Origin of the sequence: Stenotrophomonas sp. SbOxS2 (genome assembly GCF_013416715.1) — a bacterium.
Taxonomy (GTDB): Bacteria; Pseudomonadota; Gammaproteobacteria; order Xanthomonadales; family Xanthomonadaceae; genus Stenotrophomonas; species Stenotrophomonas lactitubi.
The window spans coordinates 412,767-431,142 of sequence record NZ_JAAVXD010000003.1 but is presented as its reverse complement, the minus strand read 5'-3'; the positions used below and the strand labels follow the sequence as shown (position 1 = coordinate 431,142).

Genomic DNA, 18,376 nt, shown 5'->3' with positions numbered 1-18,376 from the left:
ACCGCTACCATTGGCGCCCCGTCGCACGCGCGACGGCATCCAGCCACGCCGCGTCCGCGGCCCCGCCAGACAATCCCCCTCCCCCGCTGCCCGTGGCCCTTCGTGGTGCCGACGGGCCCGCATGACCCTGCGTGCGCGCAGGGCGCAGGATGCCCCATGTCTGTCGCCGAAAACTCCCGCTTCCGCCGTGCCCGTCCGCTGCTGGTCGTTGCCGGTCTTGCCCTTGTCGCTGGCCTGGCGTGGTGGCTGTGGCCGCATGCCGAGGCGGACGGTGGCAAAGAAGCCGGTGGCGGCAAGGCAGTGCCGGTACGCATCGCCCGCGCCAGTGCCGAACCACTGGTGCTGCGGATGAAGGCGGTTGGTACGGTCACCCCGCTGCACAGCGTGGTGGTGCGCAGCCGCGTGGATGGCGAGCTGATGCGCCTGCATTTCCAGGAGGGTCAGCAGGTCAAGGCCGGTGACCTGCTGGCGCAGATCGATCCCCGCCCCTACCAGGTGAAGCTTGCGCACGCACGGGGTACGCAGCAGCAGAACCTGGCCGAGCTCGAGAACGCCGAGCGCCAGTTGCAGCGCTACCGCGAACTGCAGCGCCAGAACTACGTGTCCGCGCAGGAACTGAGCGACCAGCAGAGCAAGGTGCGGCAACTGCAGGGGCGTCGCCTCAGCGACCAGGCATCGGTGGATGAAGCACGACTGCAGCTGCAGTACACCCGCATCGTCGCCCCGGTCAGCGGCCGCGTCGGCCTGCGCCGGCTGGACGTAGGCAACCTGGTGCACGCCAGCGATGCCGAAGGCCTGGTCACGCTGGCGCAGACCGCGCCGATCAGTGTGTTGTTCACCGTGCCCGAGCCGGAGCTTCCCGCGCTGCTCGATGCCGTACAGGCGCAGCCGGCGCTGGCGGTGGAAAGCTGGGACCGCGAAGAACGCCGGCAGCTTGCCAGCGGCACCCTGTCCAGCGTCGACAACCGCATCGATACCGCCACCGGCACACTGAAGCTGCGCGCGCAGTTCGACAATGCCGATCAGGCGCTGTTCCCCAACCAGTTCGTCAATGTGCGCCTGCAGCTGGGTGAGCATCCCGCACTGCTGGTTCCCGATGCCGCCGTGCAGTTCGGCAGCCAGGGCAATTACGTGCACATCATCGACAAGAACAACAAGGCACAACGGCGCACGGTGGTACTCGGCCCGGCCGATGACGGTCGCGTTGCGGTGCGTTCCGGCCTGGTGGCCGGTGACAAGGTGGTGATCGAAGGCATCGACGGGCTGGAAGACGGCACCGCGGTGGAGATCATCACCGAGGAGGCATCGACCAAGGCCGGCGCATGAACCTCTCGCGCGCCTTCATCCTGCGCCCGGTCGCCACCACGTTGCTGATGGTGGCGCTGCTGCTGTCCGGGGTACTGGCTTATCGCCTGCTGCCGGTGGCGGCGCTGCCGCAGGTCGACTACCCGATCATCCAGATCACCACGCTGTACCCCGGTGCCAGCCCCGAGCTGACCACGCGCACCATCACCGCGCCGCTGGAGCGCCAGCTCGGGCAGATTCCCGGCCTGAAACAGCTGTCGTCCACCAGTTCCGGTGGCGCCTCGGTGATCACCCTACAGTTCGGCCTGGAGGTGTCGCTGGGTGTGGCCGAACAGGACGTGCAGGCCGCGATCAACGCGGCCGGCAGCTTCCTGCCCGGTGATCTGCCGGTGCCGCCGGTGTACCGCAAGGTCAATCCGGCCGATACACCGATCCTGACCCTGGCGGTGACCTCGCAGGGCCTGTCGCTGCCGCAGGTGCATGACCTGGTCGACACCCGCATCGCGCAGCGGCTGGCGCAGCTGCCGGGTGTGGGCCTGGTCAGCCTGGCCGGTGGCCAGCGCCCGGCCGTGCGCATCCAGGTCAATCCGGGCGCACTGGCCGCCAACAACCTTGGCATGGACCACATCCGCACCGCGATCGCCGCGGCCAACGTCAACCTGCCCAAGGGCAGCTTCGATGGTCCGATCCGCGCGGTGATGCTCGATGCCAACGACCAGATGCGCAGCGTGGCCGAGTACCGCGCACTGGTGCTGGCCTGGCGCGAGGGCGCACCGCTGCGTCTGGGCGATGTGGCGACCATCACCGACGGCGCCGAGAACCGCCAGCTGGCGGCATGGAGCGGCACCACCCCGGCGGTGCTGGTGAACATCCAGCGCCAACCCGGCGCCAACGTCATCGCCGTGGTCGAACAGGTGCGTGCGTTGCTGCCGCAGCTGCAGGCCACGCTGCCGGCCGGCGTGCAGATGAGCGTGCTCAGCGACCGCACCGAATCGATCCGCGCGTCCGTGCGCGGCGTACAGAAGGAACTGGTGCTGGCCATCGCGCTGGTGGTGCTGGTGACCTGGGTGTTCCTGCGCAACCTGCCGGCCACGCTGATTCCCAGCGTGGCGGTGCCGCTGTCGCTGATCGGTACGTTCGCGGTGATGCTGCTGGCCGGCTATTCGCTCAACAACCTCACGCTGATGGCGCTGACCATTGCCACCGGTTTCGTGGTGGACGATGCGATCGTGATGCTGGAAAACATCGCCCGCCACCTGGAAGACGGCGAAAGCCCGCGCGAGGCGGCACTGAAGGGAGCCAGCGAGATTGGCTTCACCCTGGTGTCGCTGACGGTCTCGTTGATCGCCGTGCTGATCCCGTTGCTGTTCATGGCCGACCTGGTGGGTGCGCTGTTCCATGAGTTCGCGGTGACGCTGGCGGTGGCCATCGGCATTTCGCTGCTGGTGTCGCTGACCTTGACGCCGATGTTGTGCGCGCGCTTCCTGAAGCCGCATGCCAAGCAGGCAGCTGTGCCCGATGTCTTCGATCGCATCATTGCCCTCTACGACCGCCAGCTGCGCTGGGTACTGCAGCGCCAGCCGCTGATGCTGCTGGCGACGGTGGCCACGCTTGCGCTCACCGTGGCGCTGTACTTCGCCGTACCCAAGGGCTTCTTCCCGGTGCAGGATGCCGGCCTGGTCCAGGGCATCAGCGAAGCCCCGCAGGCGATCTCGTTCCAGGCCATGCGCGAGCGCCAGCTTGCCCTGGCCACGGCCATCGAACAGGACCCGGCCGTGGCCAGCCTGTCCTCCTACATCGGCGTGGACGGCAACAATGCCGCCCTCAACACAGGCCGCCTGCTGATCGAACTGAAACCACACGGCGAGCGCGAGAGCGCCGACGTGGTGATGGCGCGGCTGCAGCAGCGCGTGGCCAGAATTCCCGGCATCACCCTGTATCTGCAACCGGTGCAGGAGCTGGGCATCGAAGATCGCATCAGCCGCAATCAGTACCAGTTCACCCTGACCACACCGGATCTGCAGACGCTGGAAACCTGGACACCGAAGCTGCTGCACGCGCTGCGCCAGTCGCCCGCGCTGCGCGATGTGGCCAGCGACCTGCAGATGCAGGGCCGACAGGCCAAGGTGAGCATCGACCGCGATGCCGCCGCACGCCTGGGCGTGAGTGTGGAAGCGGTGGCCGACGCACTGTACGACGCCTACGGGCAACGGCAGATCTCGACCATCTTCACCCAGGCCAGCCAGTACCGGGTGGTGCTGGAGGCCGATCCGGCGCGGCAACCGGGGCCGGAGGCGATCACCGGCCTGCGCGTGCGCAACAGCAACGGCCAGACCGTGCCGCTGGGGGCGGTGGCGCGCGTCGAGCAGGGGCCGACGGCGCTGCTGCGCAACCATGTCGGCCAGTTCCCGGCGGCCACGCTGTCGTTCAACCTTGCGCCCGGTGCATCGCTGGGTGAAGCGGTGGATGCGGTGCATGCCGCGCAGGCGCAGGTGGCATTGCCGCAGAGCATCGAGCTGCGCCTGCAGGGTGCGGCGGCGGCCTTCAGCAGCTCGCTGTCGAGCACGCTGTGGCTGATCCTGGCGGCGGTGGTGGTGATGTACATCGTGCTGGGCGTGCTCTACGAGAGCTTCATCCATCCCATCACCATCCTCTCCACATTGCCCTCGGCAACCGTGGGCGCCTTGGCCGCGTTGTGGGTGAGCGGACGCAGCCTGGACCTGATCGCAGTGATCGGCATCGTGCTGCTGATAGGGCTGGTGAAGAAGAACGCGATCATGATGATCGACTTCGCGCTGGACGCGCAGCGCACACGCGGCATGAGTCCGCGTGAAGCGATCCACCAGGCGGCGCTGCTGCGCTTCCGGCCGATCCTGATGACCACCCTGGCGGCGTTGTTCGGTGCGGTACCGCTGATGCTGGCCACTGGCTCGGGCGCCGAGCTGCGGCAACCGCTGGGCTGGGTGATGGTGGGTGGCCTGATGGTCAGCCAGGTGTTGACCCTGTTCACCACGCCGGTGATCTATCTGGCCTTCGACCGTCTGCAGCGTCGCCGCGCGGCGGCACCGGCAACAGCAGACGAGGCCCGGGCATGACCCCTGTGGCACGCCTGGCACAGGCCTGCGTGCAGCGTCCGGTGGCGACCCTCCTGTTGGCGGTGGCGCTGGTACTGGCCGGCCTGCTGGCGCTGCGCCTGCTGCCGGTGGCACCGCTGCCCCAGGTCGACTATCCCGCCATTGAAGTCAGCGCCAGCCTGCCCGGCGCCTCGCCCGAATCGATGGCGGCGACCGTGGCCACGCCGCTGGAGCGTGCGCTGGGCAGCCTGCCCGGCATCTCGCGCATCGATTCAGCCAGCACCCAGGGGCAGACCGAGATCGAATTGAAGTTCGTGCTCGGCCGCGATATCGACGAGGCCGCGCGCGAGGTGCAGGCGGCGATCAACCTCGCTCGCGGCCAGCTGCCCAGCGGCATGCCCGGCATGCCGCAGTACCGCAAGGTCAACCCGTCGCAGGCACCGATCCTGGCGCTGGCGCTGACTTCGGACATGCTCTCGCCGGGCCAGCTGTACGACCTGGGTTCGACCGTGCTGGCACAGAAGCTGTCGCAGGTGCCGGGCGTTGGCGAAGTGCAGGTGGGTGGCAGCGCGCTGCCCGCGGTACGCGTGTCGCTGGACCCGAATGCCCTCAATCACGCGGGCCTGGCGCTGGAGGATGTGGCGCAGGCGATCAGCCGCGCCAACGCGGTGCGCCCACTGGGTGCGGTCGCAGGCGCGCAGCAGCACTGGCAACTGGAAGCACCGCTGCAGCTGCGTCAGGCCGCGCAGTACCGGGAACTGGCGTTGAAGGCCAGCGATGATCGCCTGCTGCGGCTGGGCGATGTCGCCGCCGTCGCCGATGGCGTGGAGGACCGCTATGCCAGTGGCTTCCACAACGAACGCCCCGCCGTGCTGCTGATCGTCAGCCGCCAGCCCGGCGCCAACATCATCGCCACCGTAGATGCGATCCAGGCACAGCTGCCGCAGCTGCACGCCCTGCTGCCGAGCACGGTGGACATGCGGCTGGTGATGGACCGCTCGCCGGTGATCCGCGCCACCCTGCACGAAGCAGAAGTGACCCTGCTGCTGGCGATCGCGCTGGTGGTGCTGGTGGTGCTCGGCTTCCTCGGCCACTGGCGTGCGGCACTGGTACCCAGTGTGGCGATTCCGGTGGTGCTGTTCGGCACGCTGGCGTTGATCGCGCTGATGGGCTTCTCGCTCAATACGCTCTCGCTGATGGCCCTGATCGTGGCGGCGGTACTGGTGGTGGACGACGCCATCGTGGTGCTGGAGAACATCGCGCGCCATCGCGAACTGGGCGCCGACCGCTGGCAGGCGGCGGTGCGCGGTGCATCGGAAGTGGGCGCTACGTTGCTGTCGATGAACCTGGCGCTGGCGGTGGTGTTTGTTTCGATCCTGTTCCTGGACGATTTCGTCGAGCGCCTGTTCCGCGAATTCTCGCTGACCCTGGTGGCGGCGATGACGGTGTCGGTGCTGGTGGCACTCAGCCTGGTGCCGATGCTGTGTGCGCGCCTGTTCGTCGATGACGCACAACAGCCCTCGCGCTGGCAGCGCGGCAGCAATGCGCTGTTCGAGCGCGTGCGTGGCGCCTATCTGCGCACCCTGCAGGCCAGCCTGCGGCACCTGCGCTGGCCATTGCTGGCCTTCGTGGCAGTGATCGCACTCAATGCCTGGCTGTTCCAGCAGATACCCAAGGGCATCGTGCCGCAGCAGGACACCGCACAGCTGCGCGGCTTCGCGCGTGGCGATGACGGCCTGTCTTTCCAGGCGATGCAGCCGAAGATCGATGCCTACCGCAAACTGCTGCTGTCCGACCCGGCCATCGAGGACATCATCGGCTATATCGGTGGCAGCAACGGGGTCAACAACGCCTTCATCATGATCAAGATGAAGCCGCTGGCCGAACGCGGCGTCTCCAGCCAGCAGGTGATCGACCGCCTGCGTGCACGCCTGCCCAAGTTGCCCGGGGGCAACCTCTATCTGTGGGTGGACCAGGACATCCGCCTGGAAGGCGCGGGTAGCAGTGGCAAGTACGAGTTCCAGCTGCTGTCGGCTGATACCGCGCCACTGCGCCAATGGGCACCGAAGGTCGCTGCTGCACTGCGTGGCCTGCCGGAACTGGTGGACGTGGAAGCGCAGGGCGAGGCCGGCATGCGCCAGGTGATGCTGGACATCGACCGCGAGGCCGCCGCGCGCCACGGCGTGGACCTGCGCACCGTGGCCAACATGCTCAACAACGCCTTCAGCCAGCGCCAGGTCGCCACGTTGTATGACAGCCTCAACCAGTACCGGGTGGTGATGGAGCTGGACCCGAAGCACACGCAGGACCCGGGCACGCTGGCACGGTTGCAGGTGATCGATGGCGGCGGCCAGCGCATTCCGCTGTCGAGCATCGCCAGCTGGCGCTACGGCATGGCGCCGGACCGCGTATACCACAGCGAGCAGTTCGCCTCGATCTGGATCGAGTTCGCGCTGGCGCCGGGCGTGGGCCTGGAGCAGGCCACGCAGGCCATTGATGCTGCGATGGCCACACTGATGCTGCCGCGCTCGGTGCAGGCCAAGCTGTCCGGCGAGGCCGGCGGCCTGGAGCAGCTGCGGTCGCGCCAGTTGTGGCTGGTGCTGGGTGCCACCCTGGCGGTGTACCTGGTGCTGGGTATCCTCTACGAGAGCTTCCTGCAGCCCTTGGTGATCCTGTCCACGCTGCCGTCGGCCGGTATCGGCGCGCTGCTGGCGCTGTGGTTGTTCGGCAACGAACTGAACCTGATCGCGTTGCTGGGGCTGTTCCTGCTGGTGGGTGTGGTGATGAAGAACACTATCCTGCTGGTCGATTTCGCATTGGCCGGCGAACGCCGCGGGCTGAGTGCGCGCGATGCGGTGATGGAAGCGGCACGATTGCGCCTGCGGCCGATCCTGATGACCTCGCTGGCGGCACTGCTGGGCACGTTGCCGCTGATGCTGGCCAACGGCGAAGGCTGGGAGCTGCGGCAGCCGCTGGGCATCGCCATTGTCGGCGGGTTGCTGGTCAGCCAGTGGCTGACGTTGTACACGACACCGGCGATGTATATGGCGCTGGCACGGCTGCGGGCGAGAGGGTGAGCGCGGCCGTGCGCCATCCACCTATGGCGTGGACCTACTGCAGAGCCGAGCCATGCTCGGCTGGGATCGGTTGTCAGTGGCGCACGACGAACCCGCCGGACCGACCGCTGGATGGCGCCCGCAACTCCTCATTGAACGCCGCTTTGATGGCCTCGATCGCCACGTGCGGGTCCATGCCCTGGCTGGCCGCCAGCGCGTCGGCCACGTGCTGGGCAACATCAGCAAGGATGCGCCCCCAGGCACGCTCTTCGCGGATGTCTGCACAGTCCTCGTAGAGCCCCACCTTCAACGATGTATGCAGCCCTCGCTCGGCGATCCACACGCGGATCATTTCGATCGATGATTCGTCGCGTTGAGCAGCGTCAGGGATGATCAGTTCGTTCATGGCGGCAGCGGCAAGGAGGGTTGCCGCATTGTGCCCATATCCACGCATGGCGTGGATCTACCGTTCACACCACCCCGGCGATGTACCTGGCACTGGCAAGGTTGCACAGCGCCAGGCGCATCGCCGGTGCAGACGGGCCGGTCTCCAACTCCGACCGGCCCTGATCGCGGCCGCACCCCCGCAGGCGCTGGCCGCCATCCACACACGTGCCGCCGTCAGGCGGCGTCAATCACGCAGCTTCCGACACCTTCACTTCGCGGCGGGCGCGGACGGCCGCAGCCAACCGCTCCAGCACCGTCACGGTGGTATCCCAGTCGATACAGCCATCGGTGATGCTCTGGCCGTAGACCAGCGGCTGGCCTTCGACCAGCTCCTGACGGCCACCGACCAGATGGCTTTCAACCATCACACCGACGATGCGCTGCTCGCCGTCTTCCAGCTGGGTGGCGATGTCTTCGATCACCTTCGGCTGGTTTTCGTGGTTCTTCAGGCTGTTGGCGTGGCTGGCGTCGATCATCAGGCGCGTCGGCAGCTTGGCCTTGGCCAGTGCCTGGCAGGCATCGGCCACGCTGGCCGCATCGTAGTTCGGCTGCTTGCCACCACGCAGGATCACATGGCAATCCGGGTTACCGGTGGTGGAGACGATGGCCGTGCCGCCCTGCTTGGTGACCGACAGGAAGTGATGCGGATTCGAGGCCGCGCCCACGGCATCGGCGGCGATCTTGACGTTGCCGTCCGTACCGTTCTTGAAGCCGACCGGGCACGACAACCCCGACGCAAGCTCGCGATGCACCTGGCTTTCGGTGGTGCGTGCACCGATCGCGCCCCATGCCACCAGGTCGGCGATGTACTGCGGCGAGATCACGTCGAGGAACTCGACACCGGCAGGCAGGCCCAGCTTGTTGATGTCGCGCAGCAGGCCGCGGGCGATGCGCAGGCCCTTGTCGATCTTGAAGCTGCCATCCAGGTCCGGATCGTTGATCAGGCCCTTCCAGCCCACCGTGGTACGCGGCTTTTCGAAGTACACGCGCATGACGATTTCCAGTTCACCGGCCAGTGCATCGCGCAGCGGCTTCAGGCGCTGGGCGTACTCGATGGCGGCTTTCGGGTCGTGGATCGAGCATGGCCCGACCACCACGGCCAGGCGGTCGTCGCGGCCGTGCAGGATCTGGTGCAGGGCCGCGCGCGAGGCGCTAACGGTGTCGGAGGCTTCGTCATCACAGGGCAGCATCGCCAGCAGCTGGGCAGGCGGTGTCAGCGGTTCGATGGTGCGGATACGCAGGTCGTCGGTGTGCGGGGGCATGGTGGGGGGTCTCTACGGAACGTTGGGGGTCCGCAGCGTGGCGACATGAAAAAAGCCGCCAGGTTCGCTGGCGGCTTTCGGGAATGCGTCTGAAGCTTTCTTCAGGGTGAGCGCAATCCTTCCTCCGCCGGGGGCTTCGGAAAGTAATACCAATAAAAGCAGGCGTGGGTTGCGTTCATGGGATCTATTGATAACACAGGGTTTTGGCAGGTGCCAACTGTTTCATCCGCAACTGCGGGCGCGGTTCAGCGGACTATCGGCCGCCATGCACTTCCACGTCCAGCAACAGCGTCTCGTGGATGTCGACCCAGCGCTCCACCACGCGGTCCAGTTCCTGCCTGGCCTCATCCAGCTGTTCGGGGTTGAGCATGGATCGGGCCGTATACAGATCGGACACCAGCTGCCGCAGGGTGGCTTCCTGGATGGCCACCACCGGCCCTTCCAGGCCGGGTACCTGCAGCGCAGGACTGCTGCCCAGCGCTCCGTACAACGTCACCTGGATCTTGCTCTGCATGCTCGACTTCCCTGCGGATGGATACGGCCGAGCGCCATCTTTACCCGGAATGGATGGCACGCGCATGTGCCATGGCCGTGTCGGAGTGCAGTCCGTCGAGAGGATGGGACGAGGGGGATTCGTTGAAGATCATGAGGTTGCCGGCCAGCGGCCGGCATCAGCGGGAAACGGGTGAACGGTGCTGCGTTACAGCGAGCGCAGCGCACGCTTGCGGATGTAGGCGTTGGCGACGCTGTCGCGGGTTGACTGCCACCTCGTGCACACAGTGCGCACCCAATCAGGTTGGCTCTTGCCGGCGTCGTTGAGCCAGTTGCCCACCGAGTCCTGCACGTAGCGCTCGGGATCATCGGCCAGTGTTTCCAGCAAGGGCAGCACGTGCTCGGGCTGCTGCTTGAACAGCGCAATGTGCGTGGCCCAGACACCGCGGGGGCGCAGCGCTTCACAGGCGAAGCGGCGTAGATGTGGCGAAGGCTGCTGCGTCCAGGGTTGCAGCAGGGCGAGCGCCTCAAGTGGCGCGCCGACGATATCGCTGCGTAGCGCCAGCCACGCCCATTCGCGCACACCGAAGTGCGGATCATCTGCCAGTGGACGCATCGCCTGCAGCTTGTGGGCCAATGTCGCCTGCGCGTCAGCGCCGATCAGATAGCACGCCCACCCCCGCACGGTGTCGGATGGATGTGCCTGCCAGTGCTGCACCTCGCCCTGCCCTGCCTCGCGCAAAAGCGCTGCGGCCAGGGCCATGCGCTGGGTGATTCCCTTGCCCGCGGCGGCGCGCATGCGCTGTATGGCGGCCGGTGGCAAGGTCGGTGCCACTGCCTGCAGCAACGCAGCAAAGTCCACCGCCAGGCACTCGGCCAGATGCGTGCTGGCGGCGCTGCCCGCATTGAGTGCCTGCAGGCGTGCGAAGGCGATGGCAGTGCTCATGTGCCTGTTTCCTGGCCTGCGTCGGTGTGTCGCCAGACCTTTTCCAACAGCAGCGACAACTGCGCCTGTTCGCTGGAATCAAGACCGTTGAACAGTCCGCCGATCCATTGCGTGTGCTGGTCGAACAACTCATCTGCCAGGCGTTTGCCGCGTGCCGTTAGCACGATCTGCAGACGTCGACCATCTTCGGCGTCGCTGCGCCGCTGCAGCAGGCCGTCACGCTGCAGGCCATCGAGCAATCCGCTGATGGTGGCGCGGGTGACGCCGGCACGTTCGGCCAGCTCGTGCGGCGGCAACATGCCGCCGGCGCCGTGCAGCAGGAACAGCACGACGAAGCGGCCTTCGCTGAGGCCGTGCGGTGCCAGCCGTGCAGCGCAGTCACGGTCGATCGCACCGGACAAGGCGAGCAGCTGGAAGCACAGGCGCAGCTGCGCGACATTGGCGTGACCACGCCGCTGCGCCTCCTCGACGAGGGCCTGGTGCTTCAACTCAAGCATTTTGAATCCAGATCTGATTAGTCGGCTAATCATAATCCGCGAGACAAGAACTGCAAGCCTCCGCAGCTCAGCAATCGCGGAGATGCATCGCTACCATTCCATCACCCGCGACGGTGGGCCGGGATGCGAAGGAAACAACGGCAGCACCTCTTCGGCCAGTTCCTGCAGCACATCGGCAGCTGGGCGCTGCGTGAACTGGATGCCGAGCGCGGCATGGTTGACTCCCGCACGCTGCCAGGCTTCCAGCAGCGCGATCAGCCCCTTGCGCCCGGTGCGCAGGCAGTAGCCACCCTCCAGCGGCACGCGCGGATGGTCCGGGTCATCCACCAGATCCAGCCATTCATTGGTCATGTGCGGACGGAAGCCGCCGTCGGGAATCTGCGCGCGCCATGCGCGGATCTTCGCCGCCAGCCGCTGTGGTCCTGCCGTGTCATGGGTCGCGTCGGGATAGGTCAGCCAGCCGTCGGCGTGCTCGCCGATCCATTCCAACGGCTGCCGGGCACCACCGGTAACGATCAGCGGAATGCGACCGCTGACCGGCGGCGGCAGCAGCTGCACACCCTGTGCGGCCCAGGGGTGGCCGGCCAGCGCTCCGTCGGCGGGCTGCAACCATTGCCGGAAGGCCACCACGGCGTCGGCGAACCGTTCACCACGTTGGGCGTGGTCGAGGCCATAGGCGGGAAACTCAAGCGGTCGATCACCCGAGGCAATGCCCATCACCAGCCGCCCTGCGGACAACTGATCGATCGACGCGGCAGCCTTGGCCAGGTCGATGGGATGCCGCAGTGGCATCACCACGCTGCCTGTCGCCAACGCGACGCGATGGGTGCGCGCGGCCAGCCATGCGAGATACGTGAACGGATCGAACACCTGTCCGGCATCACCGAACTGGGGATCGAACAGCGGAACATCGCGCACCCAGACCGCGGCGAAACCATGGCGGTCGATGGCTTCCACCAGCGCGGTCTGTCCCTGCAGTACCGCCATGTCGCCCTGGTAGAAACGCAGCGGCAGGAAGATGCCCAAGGTCAGCGCATCGGCGCGGAACATGCGCTGGTAGCCTGCATGGCCGGCGAAGGTTGCTGCCGAAGCACCGTGGATCGAAAGGGAGGCTGTCATCGCAGGGATCTCCTCAAGGCCCGGTCGCGGGCTCAGGCAGCAGCACGCCACGCTGCACCGCGGGCCGTCCGGCTACGCGCTGGTACCACGCCGAAAGATGGCGATGGCGCGAGAAGTCGATGTCGATCACGCGGAGCACATGCAGCCAACCGAAGTGGGCGATGTCGGCGATCGAGTAGTCATCGCCGGCCAACCAGGGACGCGCGGCCAAGCGTGCATCGAGGATCGCGAAGATGTCTTCGGAGAGGTTCCGGTAGCGCTCGATCGCCGGCAGATAGCGCTCCTGCGCGAAGTGTTCGAAATGCACGCGCTGGCCGAAGATGGGACCGACGCTGGAGGCATGGAACATCAGCCAGGTGATGGCGTCCCAGCGCGCGGCCGGTGCCTGTGGCAACAATGCGCCGCCCTGCTCGGCCAGGTACAGCAGGATCGCCGCCGATTCGAACAGCACGATGCCCCTGGCGCGGTCTTCGAGGACCGGAATGCGACCGTGCGGATTGAGCCGCAGGAAATCGGGATGGCGATGTTCACCCTGCTCGATGCGCACATGGTGCAGGCGATAGGGCAGGCCCAGCTCCTCCAGCGCGATGGTGGCCTTGTAGCCATTGGGTGAGCTGTCGGTATGCAGGTGCAGCGAAGGTTCGGTCACGGAGACGTCCTGGAGGCAGAAATCGGGTGCACACGCGCTGCCCTCCCACACCATGGGCAGGGCGAAGCGATGCGGAAAAGGCGCTGCAGCGACCGTGCAACCAGTCTAGGAACCGGGCATGCAGGTGGGAAACGATGTCTGCTGACGTTGCAGTTGAGCCCAGCTCAACACCGCGCGCACCGGCGCGACAGCCATCGACCCGGCCGATATGCTGTGCCCTGCGCTGGCCGGTGAACGTGCCGACGGCTCGCCAGCATCGTCACGGGAGAGGAGAATGGAAGATGGGTGCGGTACTGCCCTTGCTGGCCCTGCGGGCCTTCGTTGAAACCAGCCGCCACGGCAGCCTGACAGCGGCCGCCGAAGTGATGGGCGTGACACCCGGTGCCGTCAGCCAGCAGCTGCGGCAGCTGCAGGAACGGCTCGGCGTCAGCCTGTTCGATCGAACCCGCCATGGGGTGGTGCTCAGCGCGGCCGGCAGCCGCGTCTACCCGGAACTGCGTCAGGCCTTCGATCAGATCGCCAGCAGCCTGCACGCACTGGAAGCGTGGCAAGGCAGGTCATCGTTGCGGATCAGCGCCGCGCCCAGTTTCGCCGCGCACTGGCTGGCGCCGCGACTGGCCGATTTCAGTGCACGGCATCCAGAAATCGACGTGCAGCTGGATGCCAGCCCCGCGCTGGTGGACCTGCGCCGTGATGGCGTGGACATCGCGATCCGGCACGGCCTGGGCCAGTATCCGGGGCTGCATGCAGAGCGCCTGTTGGCACCGGCGTTGCTGCCGGTGGCAAGCCCCGCGCTGCTGGCAACCGTGCCAGCGATCACCCGCGTGCAGCACTGCCTGCGGCTGCCGCTGCTGCAGGACAGCGAACGCAGTGACTGGCGTCTGTGGTTCCAGGCCCTGGGCCTGCCGCAGGATGCGCGCCTGCAGCGCGGCCCCGCCTTCGACGACGATCTGTTGTTGATACGTGCGGCGGCAGCCGGCCAGGGCATCGCGCTGGTGCGCGACATCCACGTGGCCGACGAGGTGGCCAGCGGTCGCCTGCAGGTGGTCCTGCAGCAGCCGTGGCCGCAGTCCTTCGCCTACTACGCCGTGACCCGGCCTGGCAGCGATGGCAGCGACCGACCGATGGTGGCAGCGTTCCTGGCGTGGCTGCAGGACACCATGCCAACAGCACGCGCAGCGTAGCGACGGGTAATCCCGCACCGCGCCCGTAGATCCACCCCAGGCGTGGATGCAGCCCACAAAAAAACCCCGCCTTGCGGCGGGGTTTTTCATTGCAGCAGGGAAGCGTGCCGACCTGGGTCGGCCGCTACCGGTGCAGCGGGACTTAGAAGTCCATGCCGCCCATGCCACCCATGCCGCCCATGCCACCAGCGCCGCCCATGGCCGGCTCGTCCTTCTTCGGAGCGTCGGCAACCATGGCTTCGGTGGTGATCATCAGGCCAGCGATCGAGGCTGCGTTCTGCAGTGCCGAACGGGTCACCTTGGTCGGGTCCAGGATGCCGAACTGCAGCATGTCACCGAACTCGCCGGTGGCGGCGTTGTAGCCGAAGCTGCCGGTGCCTTCCTTGACCTTGTTGACGATGACCGACGGCTCTTCGCCGGCGTTGGCGACGATTTCGCGCAGCGGGGCTTCCATCGCGCGCAGGGCGATCTGGATGCCGTGGTTCTGGTCTTCGTTGGCACCCTTCAGGCCAGCCAGCGCGGAGACCGCACGGACCAGGGCAACGCCGCCGCCCGGAACCACGCCTTCTTCAACGGCCGCACGGGTCGCGTGCAGGGCGTCGTCGACGCGATCCTTCTTTTCCTTCATTTCGATTTCGGTCGACGCGCCGACCTTGATCACTGCAACGCCACCGGCCAGCTTGGCCACGCGCTCCTGCAGCTTCTCGCGGTCGTAGTCCGAGGAGGTGTCTTCGATCTGGGTCTTGATCTGCGCAACGCGCGAATCGACCGCAGCCTTGTCACCCACGCCATCGATGATGGTGGTGTTTTCCTTGGAAACCTGCACCTTCTTGGCGCGGCCCAGGTCCTTGATGGTGGCCTTTTCCAGCGACAGGCCGACTTCCTCGGAGATCACGGTGCCGCCGGTCAGCACGGCCATGTCTTCCAGCATCGCCTTGCGACGGTCGCCGAAGCCCGGCGCCTTGACGGCCACGACCTTGACGATGCCGCGGATGGTGTTGACCACCAGGGTCGCCAGCGCTTCGCCTTCGACTTCCTCGGCGACGATCAGCAGCGGCTTGCCGGCCTTGGCGACGCCTTCCAGCACCGGCAGCAGGTCACGGACGTTGGAGATCTTCTTGTCGTGCAGCAGGATGTACGGGTCATCCAGGTCAGCGGTCTGCGACTGCTGGTTGTTGATGAAGTACGGGGACAGGTAGCCGCGGTCGAACTGCATGCCCTTGACCACGTCCAGCTCGTTGTCCAGGCCCGAGCCTTCTTCAACGGTGATCACGCCTTCCTTGCCGACTTCCTTCATCGCGTTGGCGATGATCTGGCCGATCGACTCGTCCGAGTTGGCCGAGATCGTGCCGACCTGGGCAATGGCCTTGTCGTCAGCGGTCGGCTTGGAGATGTTCTTCAGCTCGGCGACGGCAGCCACGACGGCCTTGTCGATACCGCGCTTGAGGTCCATCGGGTTCATGCCGGCAGCAACGGCCTTGGCGCCTTCGCGGATCAGGGCCTGGGCCAGCACGGTGGCGGTGGTGGTGCCGTCGCCGGCGTCGTCGTTGGTACGCGACGCGACTTCCTTCACCATCTGCGCGCCCATGTTCTCGAACTTGTCAGCCAGTTCGATTTCCTTGGCGACGGACACGCCGTCCTTGGTGATGGTCGGGGCGCCGAAGCTCTTCTCGAGCACGACGTTGCGGCCCTTCGGGCCCAGGGTGGCCTTGACGGCATTGGCGAGAACGTTGACGCCGCGCACCATGCGCGAACGGGCGTCTTCACCGAAACGAATATCCTTGGCAGCCATTGCAGTTACCTCATTGGTAGCGCCGGGCCATGCCCGGCAGCTGGGTGTTTGGAATCAGGGTATGAAGCAGGTCGCGCCGACGCTCAGCCGATGACGGCGAGCACGTCGTCTTCGCGCAGGACCTTGTACTCGACGCCTTCGCTCTTGTACGAGCTGCCGGCGTACTGCCCGTAGATGACCTTGTCACCGACCTTCAGCGACGGCGCGCGCACGGTGCCGTTGTCCAGCGGCTTGCCCGGGCCCACGGCCACGACTTCACCCTTGGTGGACTTTTCCTTGGCGGAGTCCGGGATCAGGATGCCACCGGCGGAAACTTCGTCGGCTTCGATCGGCTTGACCACAACGCGGTCGTGCAGCGGCTTGATGCTCATGTGGGACCTCTTAAGTTATTGATTGGTCTGAAAAAGTCCGGCGATGTTAGCACTCACACCAGGTGACTGCCAGCAACGCGCGTGAAAAAGCCCGACAGGTCGGGAGCACGACAGAGATGGAGACCTCCAGAGGCCTTTCAAGGCCCGCCGCCGAAATTTTTCTGCGGAGACCCGGCGGCGCTCCATTCCTGCGCGGACGCCTTTATAGGGATGCGACGCGGCAAGCCAAGGGGGAAATCGCGGGCATTTGGTGACCGCCGTCTCACTGTCAGATATCTGGCGTTCATTTACGACAAAGTGTCACCAGATCGGCTTTAGGGTGGCCCGGCATTCCCAATCACAAGGAGTAGTCGATGCGATTGCTGTCCCCGCTCGCCGCCGCCTGCCTGCTGGCACTGGCCGCCGCGCCGGCCCAGGCCGAGGTCTTCATCAACGAACTGCACTACGACGACAGCACCGCTGCCGGTGACGTCGGCGAAGCCATCGAAGTGGTCGCCACCGCCGGCGAGGACCTGTCCGGCTACCGCCTGTACCTCTACAACGGCAGCAATCCGTCGGCCGCCACGGTCTACGCCAACAACGCGGTACCGGCGGGAACCGCCGCCAGCTGCGGCAGCGCCACCCTGGCCGTGGTCACCTACCCCACCAACGGCCTGCAGAACGGCCCCAATGACGGCATCGCCCTGGTCGACGCCAGTGGCAAGGTGGTCCAGTTCCTCAGCTACGAGGGCGCGATCACCGCCTCCGGTGGCCCCGCCGCCGGCATGACCAGCCAGAACATTCCGGTTGCCGAAACCAACAGCACCGCGGCGGGCACCTCGCTGCAGCTGACCGGCAGCGGCAGCCAGTACGCGCACTTCACCTGGGCCGAATCGGCCAGGCAGACCTTCGGCAGCTGCAACAACAACCAGACCTTCAGCGGCGGTGGCACCCCGGGCCCGAACACGCCGCCATCGGTGTCCACCACCACGCCGGCACAGGGCAGCAGCACCTTCCCGGCCGCCGCCGACCTGGAAGTGGTGTTCAGCGAGACGGTCAACCTCGCCAGCGGCGCCTTCGCACTGACCTGCGGCACCTCCGGCAGCGTACCGCTGACCTGGCCGGCCAGCGGCAAGAGCGTGAAGCTGTCGACCAATACCGCGCTGGTCGCCGGTGAAGCCTGCCGCTTCGACATCCGTGCCGCACGCATCAACGATGCGCAGGGTGCCCGCCCGGCGACCGACAGCCGCATCGCCTTCACCGTGGCCACCACCACCGGCAACCCGGACCCGGGCAATCCCGGCGGCCCGGCGGGCTACTACTCGAAGGTCAACACCAGCAGCCCCAGCCAGCTGCGCTGCTCGCTGCACGCCACCATCAAGGGCCACACCGCGTATCCGTACAGCGGCTCGGGCACCAGCACCTGGACCATCCTGGAGATCGCCGACGAAGATCCGAACAACAGCGGCCGGATCCTCGATGCCTATCGCAACCGCAGCTACACCAAGGTGACCGACCGTGCCGGCAGCGGCGGTGGCCTGAAGTACAACCGCGAGCACACCTGGCCCAATTCGCTGGGCTTTGCCAGCACCACCGGCGACAAGGGCCTGCCGTACGCGCCCTACACCGACACCCACATGCTGTACCTGACCGACGCACAGTGGAACGCCGACCGCGGCAACAAGCCGTTCGGCAAGTGCGATGCCAACTGTGGCGAGCGTGCCACCGAGGCCAACAACGGCCAGGGCGGCGGCAGCGGTGGTTACCCGGGCAATTCGAACTGGGTGCGCACGCCGGATGGCAATGGCGGTACCTTCGAGGTGTGGGGCCATCGCAAGGGCGACATGGCACGTGCGGTGATGTACATGGCCATCCGCTATGAAGGGGGCAAGGATGCGGCCACCGGCCAGTCCGAACCGGACCTGGAACTGACCGACGACCGCAGCAAGATCGTCAAGACCAGCAGTTCGCCGGCCTACATGGGGCTGCTGTCGACCCTGATCGACTGGCACCTGTCCGATCCGCCGGATGCCGCCGAGCAGGCGCGCAATGACGTGATCTACAGCTTCCAGGGCAATCGCAACCCGTTCATCGACCACCCCGAGTGGGCCACCCCGGCCCTGTTCACCTCGGCCAAGCCGGCCACCTGCCAGCTGGCCAACTGACCGCGCAACGCTGCGGTCCACTGCCGTCGCCGGGCCCT

Annotated in this window: 14 protein-coding genes; 5 read left to right on the top strand and 9 right to left on the bottom strand. The window is 66.7% G+C overall.

Annotated elements, in window-relative coordinates; translation table 11 throughout:
- The first annotated feature begins 156 nt into the window (after window positions 1-156).
- The 3 genes from HFK18_RS07125 to HFK18_RS07115 are packed head-to-tail and all read left to right on the top strand — an operon-like array spanning window position 157 to window position 7,456.
- Window positions 157-1,326: an MdtA/MuxA family multidrug efflux RND transporter periplasmic adaptor subunit gene (locus tag HFK18_RS07125; RefSeq protein ID WP_180165362.1), complete on the top strand. Its 1,170-nt coding sequence runs from the start codon at window positions 157-159 to the stop codon at window positions 1,324-1,326.
- Window positions 1,323-4,400, top strand: coding sequence for a multidrug efflux RND transporter permease subunit (locus tag HFK18_RS07120; protein WP_180165360.1), 3,078 nt, complete (start codon window positions 1,323-1,325; stop codon window positions 4,398-4,400). The genes HFK18_RS07125 and HFK18_RS07120 overlap by 4 nt, the downstream gene beginning before the upstream one ends.
- Window positions 4,397-7,456: an efflux RND transporter permease subunit gene (locus HFK18_RS07115; RefSeq protein WP_180165358.1), complete on the top strand. Its 3,060-nt coding sequence runs from the start codon at window positions 4,397-4,399 to the stop codon at window positions 7,454-7,456. Before HFK18_RS07120 ends, HFK18_RS07115 begins: the two co-directional genes overlap by 4 nt.
- 73 nt (window positions 7,457-7,529) lie before the next feature.
- Here the strand turns inward: HFK18_RS07115 and HFK18_RS07110 are convergent, their stop codons facing one another.
- From HFK18_RS07110 to HFK18_RS07080, 7 genes are all read right to left on the bottom strand, one after another.
- Window positions 7,530-7,841, bottom strand: a complete 312-nt coding sequence (locus HFK18_RS07110; RefSeq protein WP_180165356.1) for a DUF5076 domain-containing protein — start codon at window positions 7,839-7,841, stop codon at window positions 7,530-7,532.
- A 229-nt stretch (window positions 7,842-8,070) separates the two neighbouring features.
- Window positions 8,071-9,144, bottom strand: a complete 1,074-nt coding sequence (locus HFK18_RS07105; protein WP_049467209.1) for a 3-deoxy-7-phosphoheptulonate synthase — start codon at window positions 9,142-9,144, stop codon at window positions 8,071-8,073.
- 253 nt (window positions 9,145-9,397) lie between these two features.
- On the bottom strand, window positions 9,398-9,658 hold the full coding sequence (locus tag HFK18_RS07100) for a hypothetical protein (RefSeq protein WP_025878654.1): 261 nt from the start codon (window positions 9,656-9,658) through the stop codon (window positions 9,398-9,400).
- A gap of 186 nt (window positions 9,659-9,844) precedes the next feature.
- Window positions 9,845-10,582, bottom strand: coding sequence for a DNA alkylation repair protein (locus tag HFK18_RS07095; protein WP_180165354.1), 738 nt, complete (start codon window positions 10,580-10,582; stop codon window positions 9,845-9,847).
- A complete protein-coding gene (locus HFK18_RS07090; protein ID WP_180165352.1) occupies window positions 10,579-11,079 on the bottom strand; it encodes a MarR family transcriptional regulator in 501 nt (166 codons plus the stop codon). The genes HFK18_RS07095 and HFK18_RS07090 overlap by 4 nt, the downstream gene beginning before the upstream one ends.
- Before the next feature lie 90 nt (window positions 11,080-11,169).
- Window positions 11,170-12,198 (bottom strand): LLM class oxidoreductase, encoded by a 1,029-nt coding sequence (locus HFK18_RS07085; protein ID WP_180165350.1) that lies wholly within the window; start codon window positions 12,196-12,198, stop codon window positions 11,170-11,172.
- A gap of 13 nt (window positions 12,199-12,211) precedes the next feature.
- Window positions 12,212-12,847, bottom strand: coding sequence for a glutathione S-transferase family protein (locus HFK18_RS07080; RefSeq protein ID WP_343202950.1), 636 nt, complete (start codon window positions 12,845-12,847; stop codon window positions 12,212-12,214).
- Window positions 12,848-13,128: 281 nt separating this feature from the next.
- Here HFK18_RS07080 and HFK18_RS07075 point away from each other — a divergent pair, with 281 nt between their 5' ends.
- On the top strand, window positions 13,129-14,031 hold the full coding sequence (locus HFK18_RS07075) for a LysR substrate-binding domain-containing protein (RefSeq protein WP_180165346.1): 903 nt from the start codon (window positions 13,129-13,131) through the stop codon (window positions 14,029-14,031).
- 142 nt (window positions 14,032-14,173) lie between these two features.
- Here HFK18_RS07075 and groL read toward each other — a convergent pair whose 3' ends face one another.
- Window positions 14,174-15,823 carry a chaperonin GroEL gene (gene groL, locus HFK18_RS07070; RefSeq protein ID WP_025878650.1) on the bottom strand — a complete coding sequence of 550 codons (1,650 nt, stop codon included), beginning with the start codon at window positions 15,821-15,823 and terminating at the stop codon, window positions 14,174-14,176.
- A gap of 83 nt (window positions 15,824-15,906) precedes the next feature.
- Window positions 15,907-16,194 (bottom strand): co-chaperone GroES, encoded by a 288-nt coding sequence (locus HFK18_RS07065; RefSeq protein ID WP_089237231.1) that lies wholly within the window; start codon window positions 16,192-16,194, stop codon window positions 15,907-15,909.
- A 353-nt stretch (window positions 16,195-16,547) separates the two neighbouring features.
- On the opposite strand from HFK18_RS07065, the gene HFK18_RS07060 reads away from it, so the two are divergent.
- Window positions 16,548-18,338 carry an endonuclease gene (locus tag HFK18_RS07060; protein ID WP_180165344.1) on the top strand — a complete coding sequence of 597 codons (1,791 nt, stop codon included), beginning with the start codon at window positions 16,548-16,550 and terminating at the stop codon, window positions 18,336-18,338.
- The last annotated feature ends 38 nt before the right edge of the window (window positions 18,339-18,376 follow it).

Bases quoted from the DNA above. Each gene is read 5' to 3' on its own strand.
- HFK18_RS07125 (WP_180165362.1), top strand. From the start codon at position 157: ATGTCTGTCGCCGAAAACTCCCGCTTCCGCCGTGCCCGTCCGCTGCTG.
- HFK18_RS07120 (WP_180165360.1), top strand. From the start codon at position 1,323: ATGAACCTCTCGCGCGCCTTCATCCTGCGCCCGGTCGCCACCACGTTG.
- HFK18_RS07115 (WP_180165358.1), top strand. From the start codon at position 4,397: ATGACCCCTGTGGCACGCCTGGCACAGGCCTGCGTGCAGCGTCCGGTG.
- HFK18_RS07110 (WP_180165356.1), bottom strand. From the start codon at position 7,841: ATGAACGAACTGATCATCCCTGACGCTGCTCAACGCGACGAATCATCG.
- HFK18_RS07105 (WP_049467209.1), bottom strand. From the start codon at position 9,144: ATGCCCCCGCACACCGACGACCTGCGTATCCGCACCATCGAACCGCTG.
- HFK18_RS07100 (WP_025878654.1), bottom strand. From the start codon at position 9,658: ATGCAGAGCAAGATCCAGGTGACGTTGTACGGAGCGCTGGGCAGCAGT.
- HFK18_RS07095 (WP_180165354.1), bottom strand. From the start codon at position 10,582: ATGAGCACTGCCATCGCCTTCGCACGCCTGCAGGCACTCAATGCGGGC.
- HFK18_RS07090 (WP_180165352.1), bottom strand. From the start codon at position 11,079: ATGCTTGAGTTGAAGCACCAGGCCCTCGTCGAGGAGGCGCAGCGGCGT.
- HFK18_RS07085 (WP_180165350.1), bottom strand. From the start codon at position 12,198: ATGACAGCCTCCCTTTCGATCCACGGTGCTTCGGCAGCAACCTTCGCC.
- HFK18_RS07075 (WP_180165346.1), top strand. From the start codon at position 13,129: ATGGGTGCGGTACTGCCCTTGCTGGCCCTGCGGGCCTTCGTTGAAACC.
- groL (WP_025878650.1), bottom strand. From the start codon at position 15,823: ATGGCTGCCAAGGATATTCGTTTCGGTGAAGACGCCCGTTCGCGCATG.
- HFK18_RS07065 (WP_089237231.1), bottom strand. From the start codon at position 16,194: ATGAGCATCAAGCCGCTGCACGACCGCGTTGTGGTCAAGCCGATCGAA.
- HFK18_RS07060 (WP_180165344.1), top strand. From the start codon at position 16,548: ATGCGATTGCTGTCCCCGCTCGCCGCCGCCTGCCTGCTGGCACTGGCC.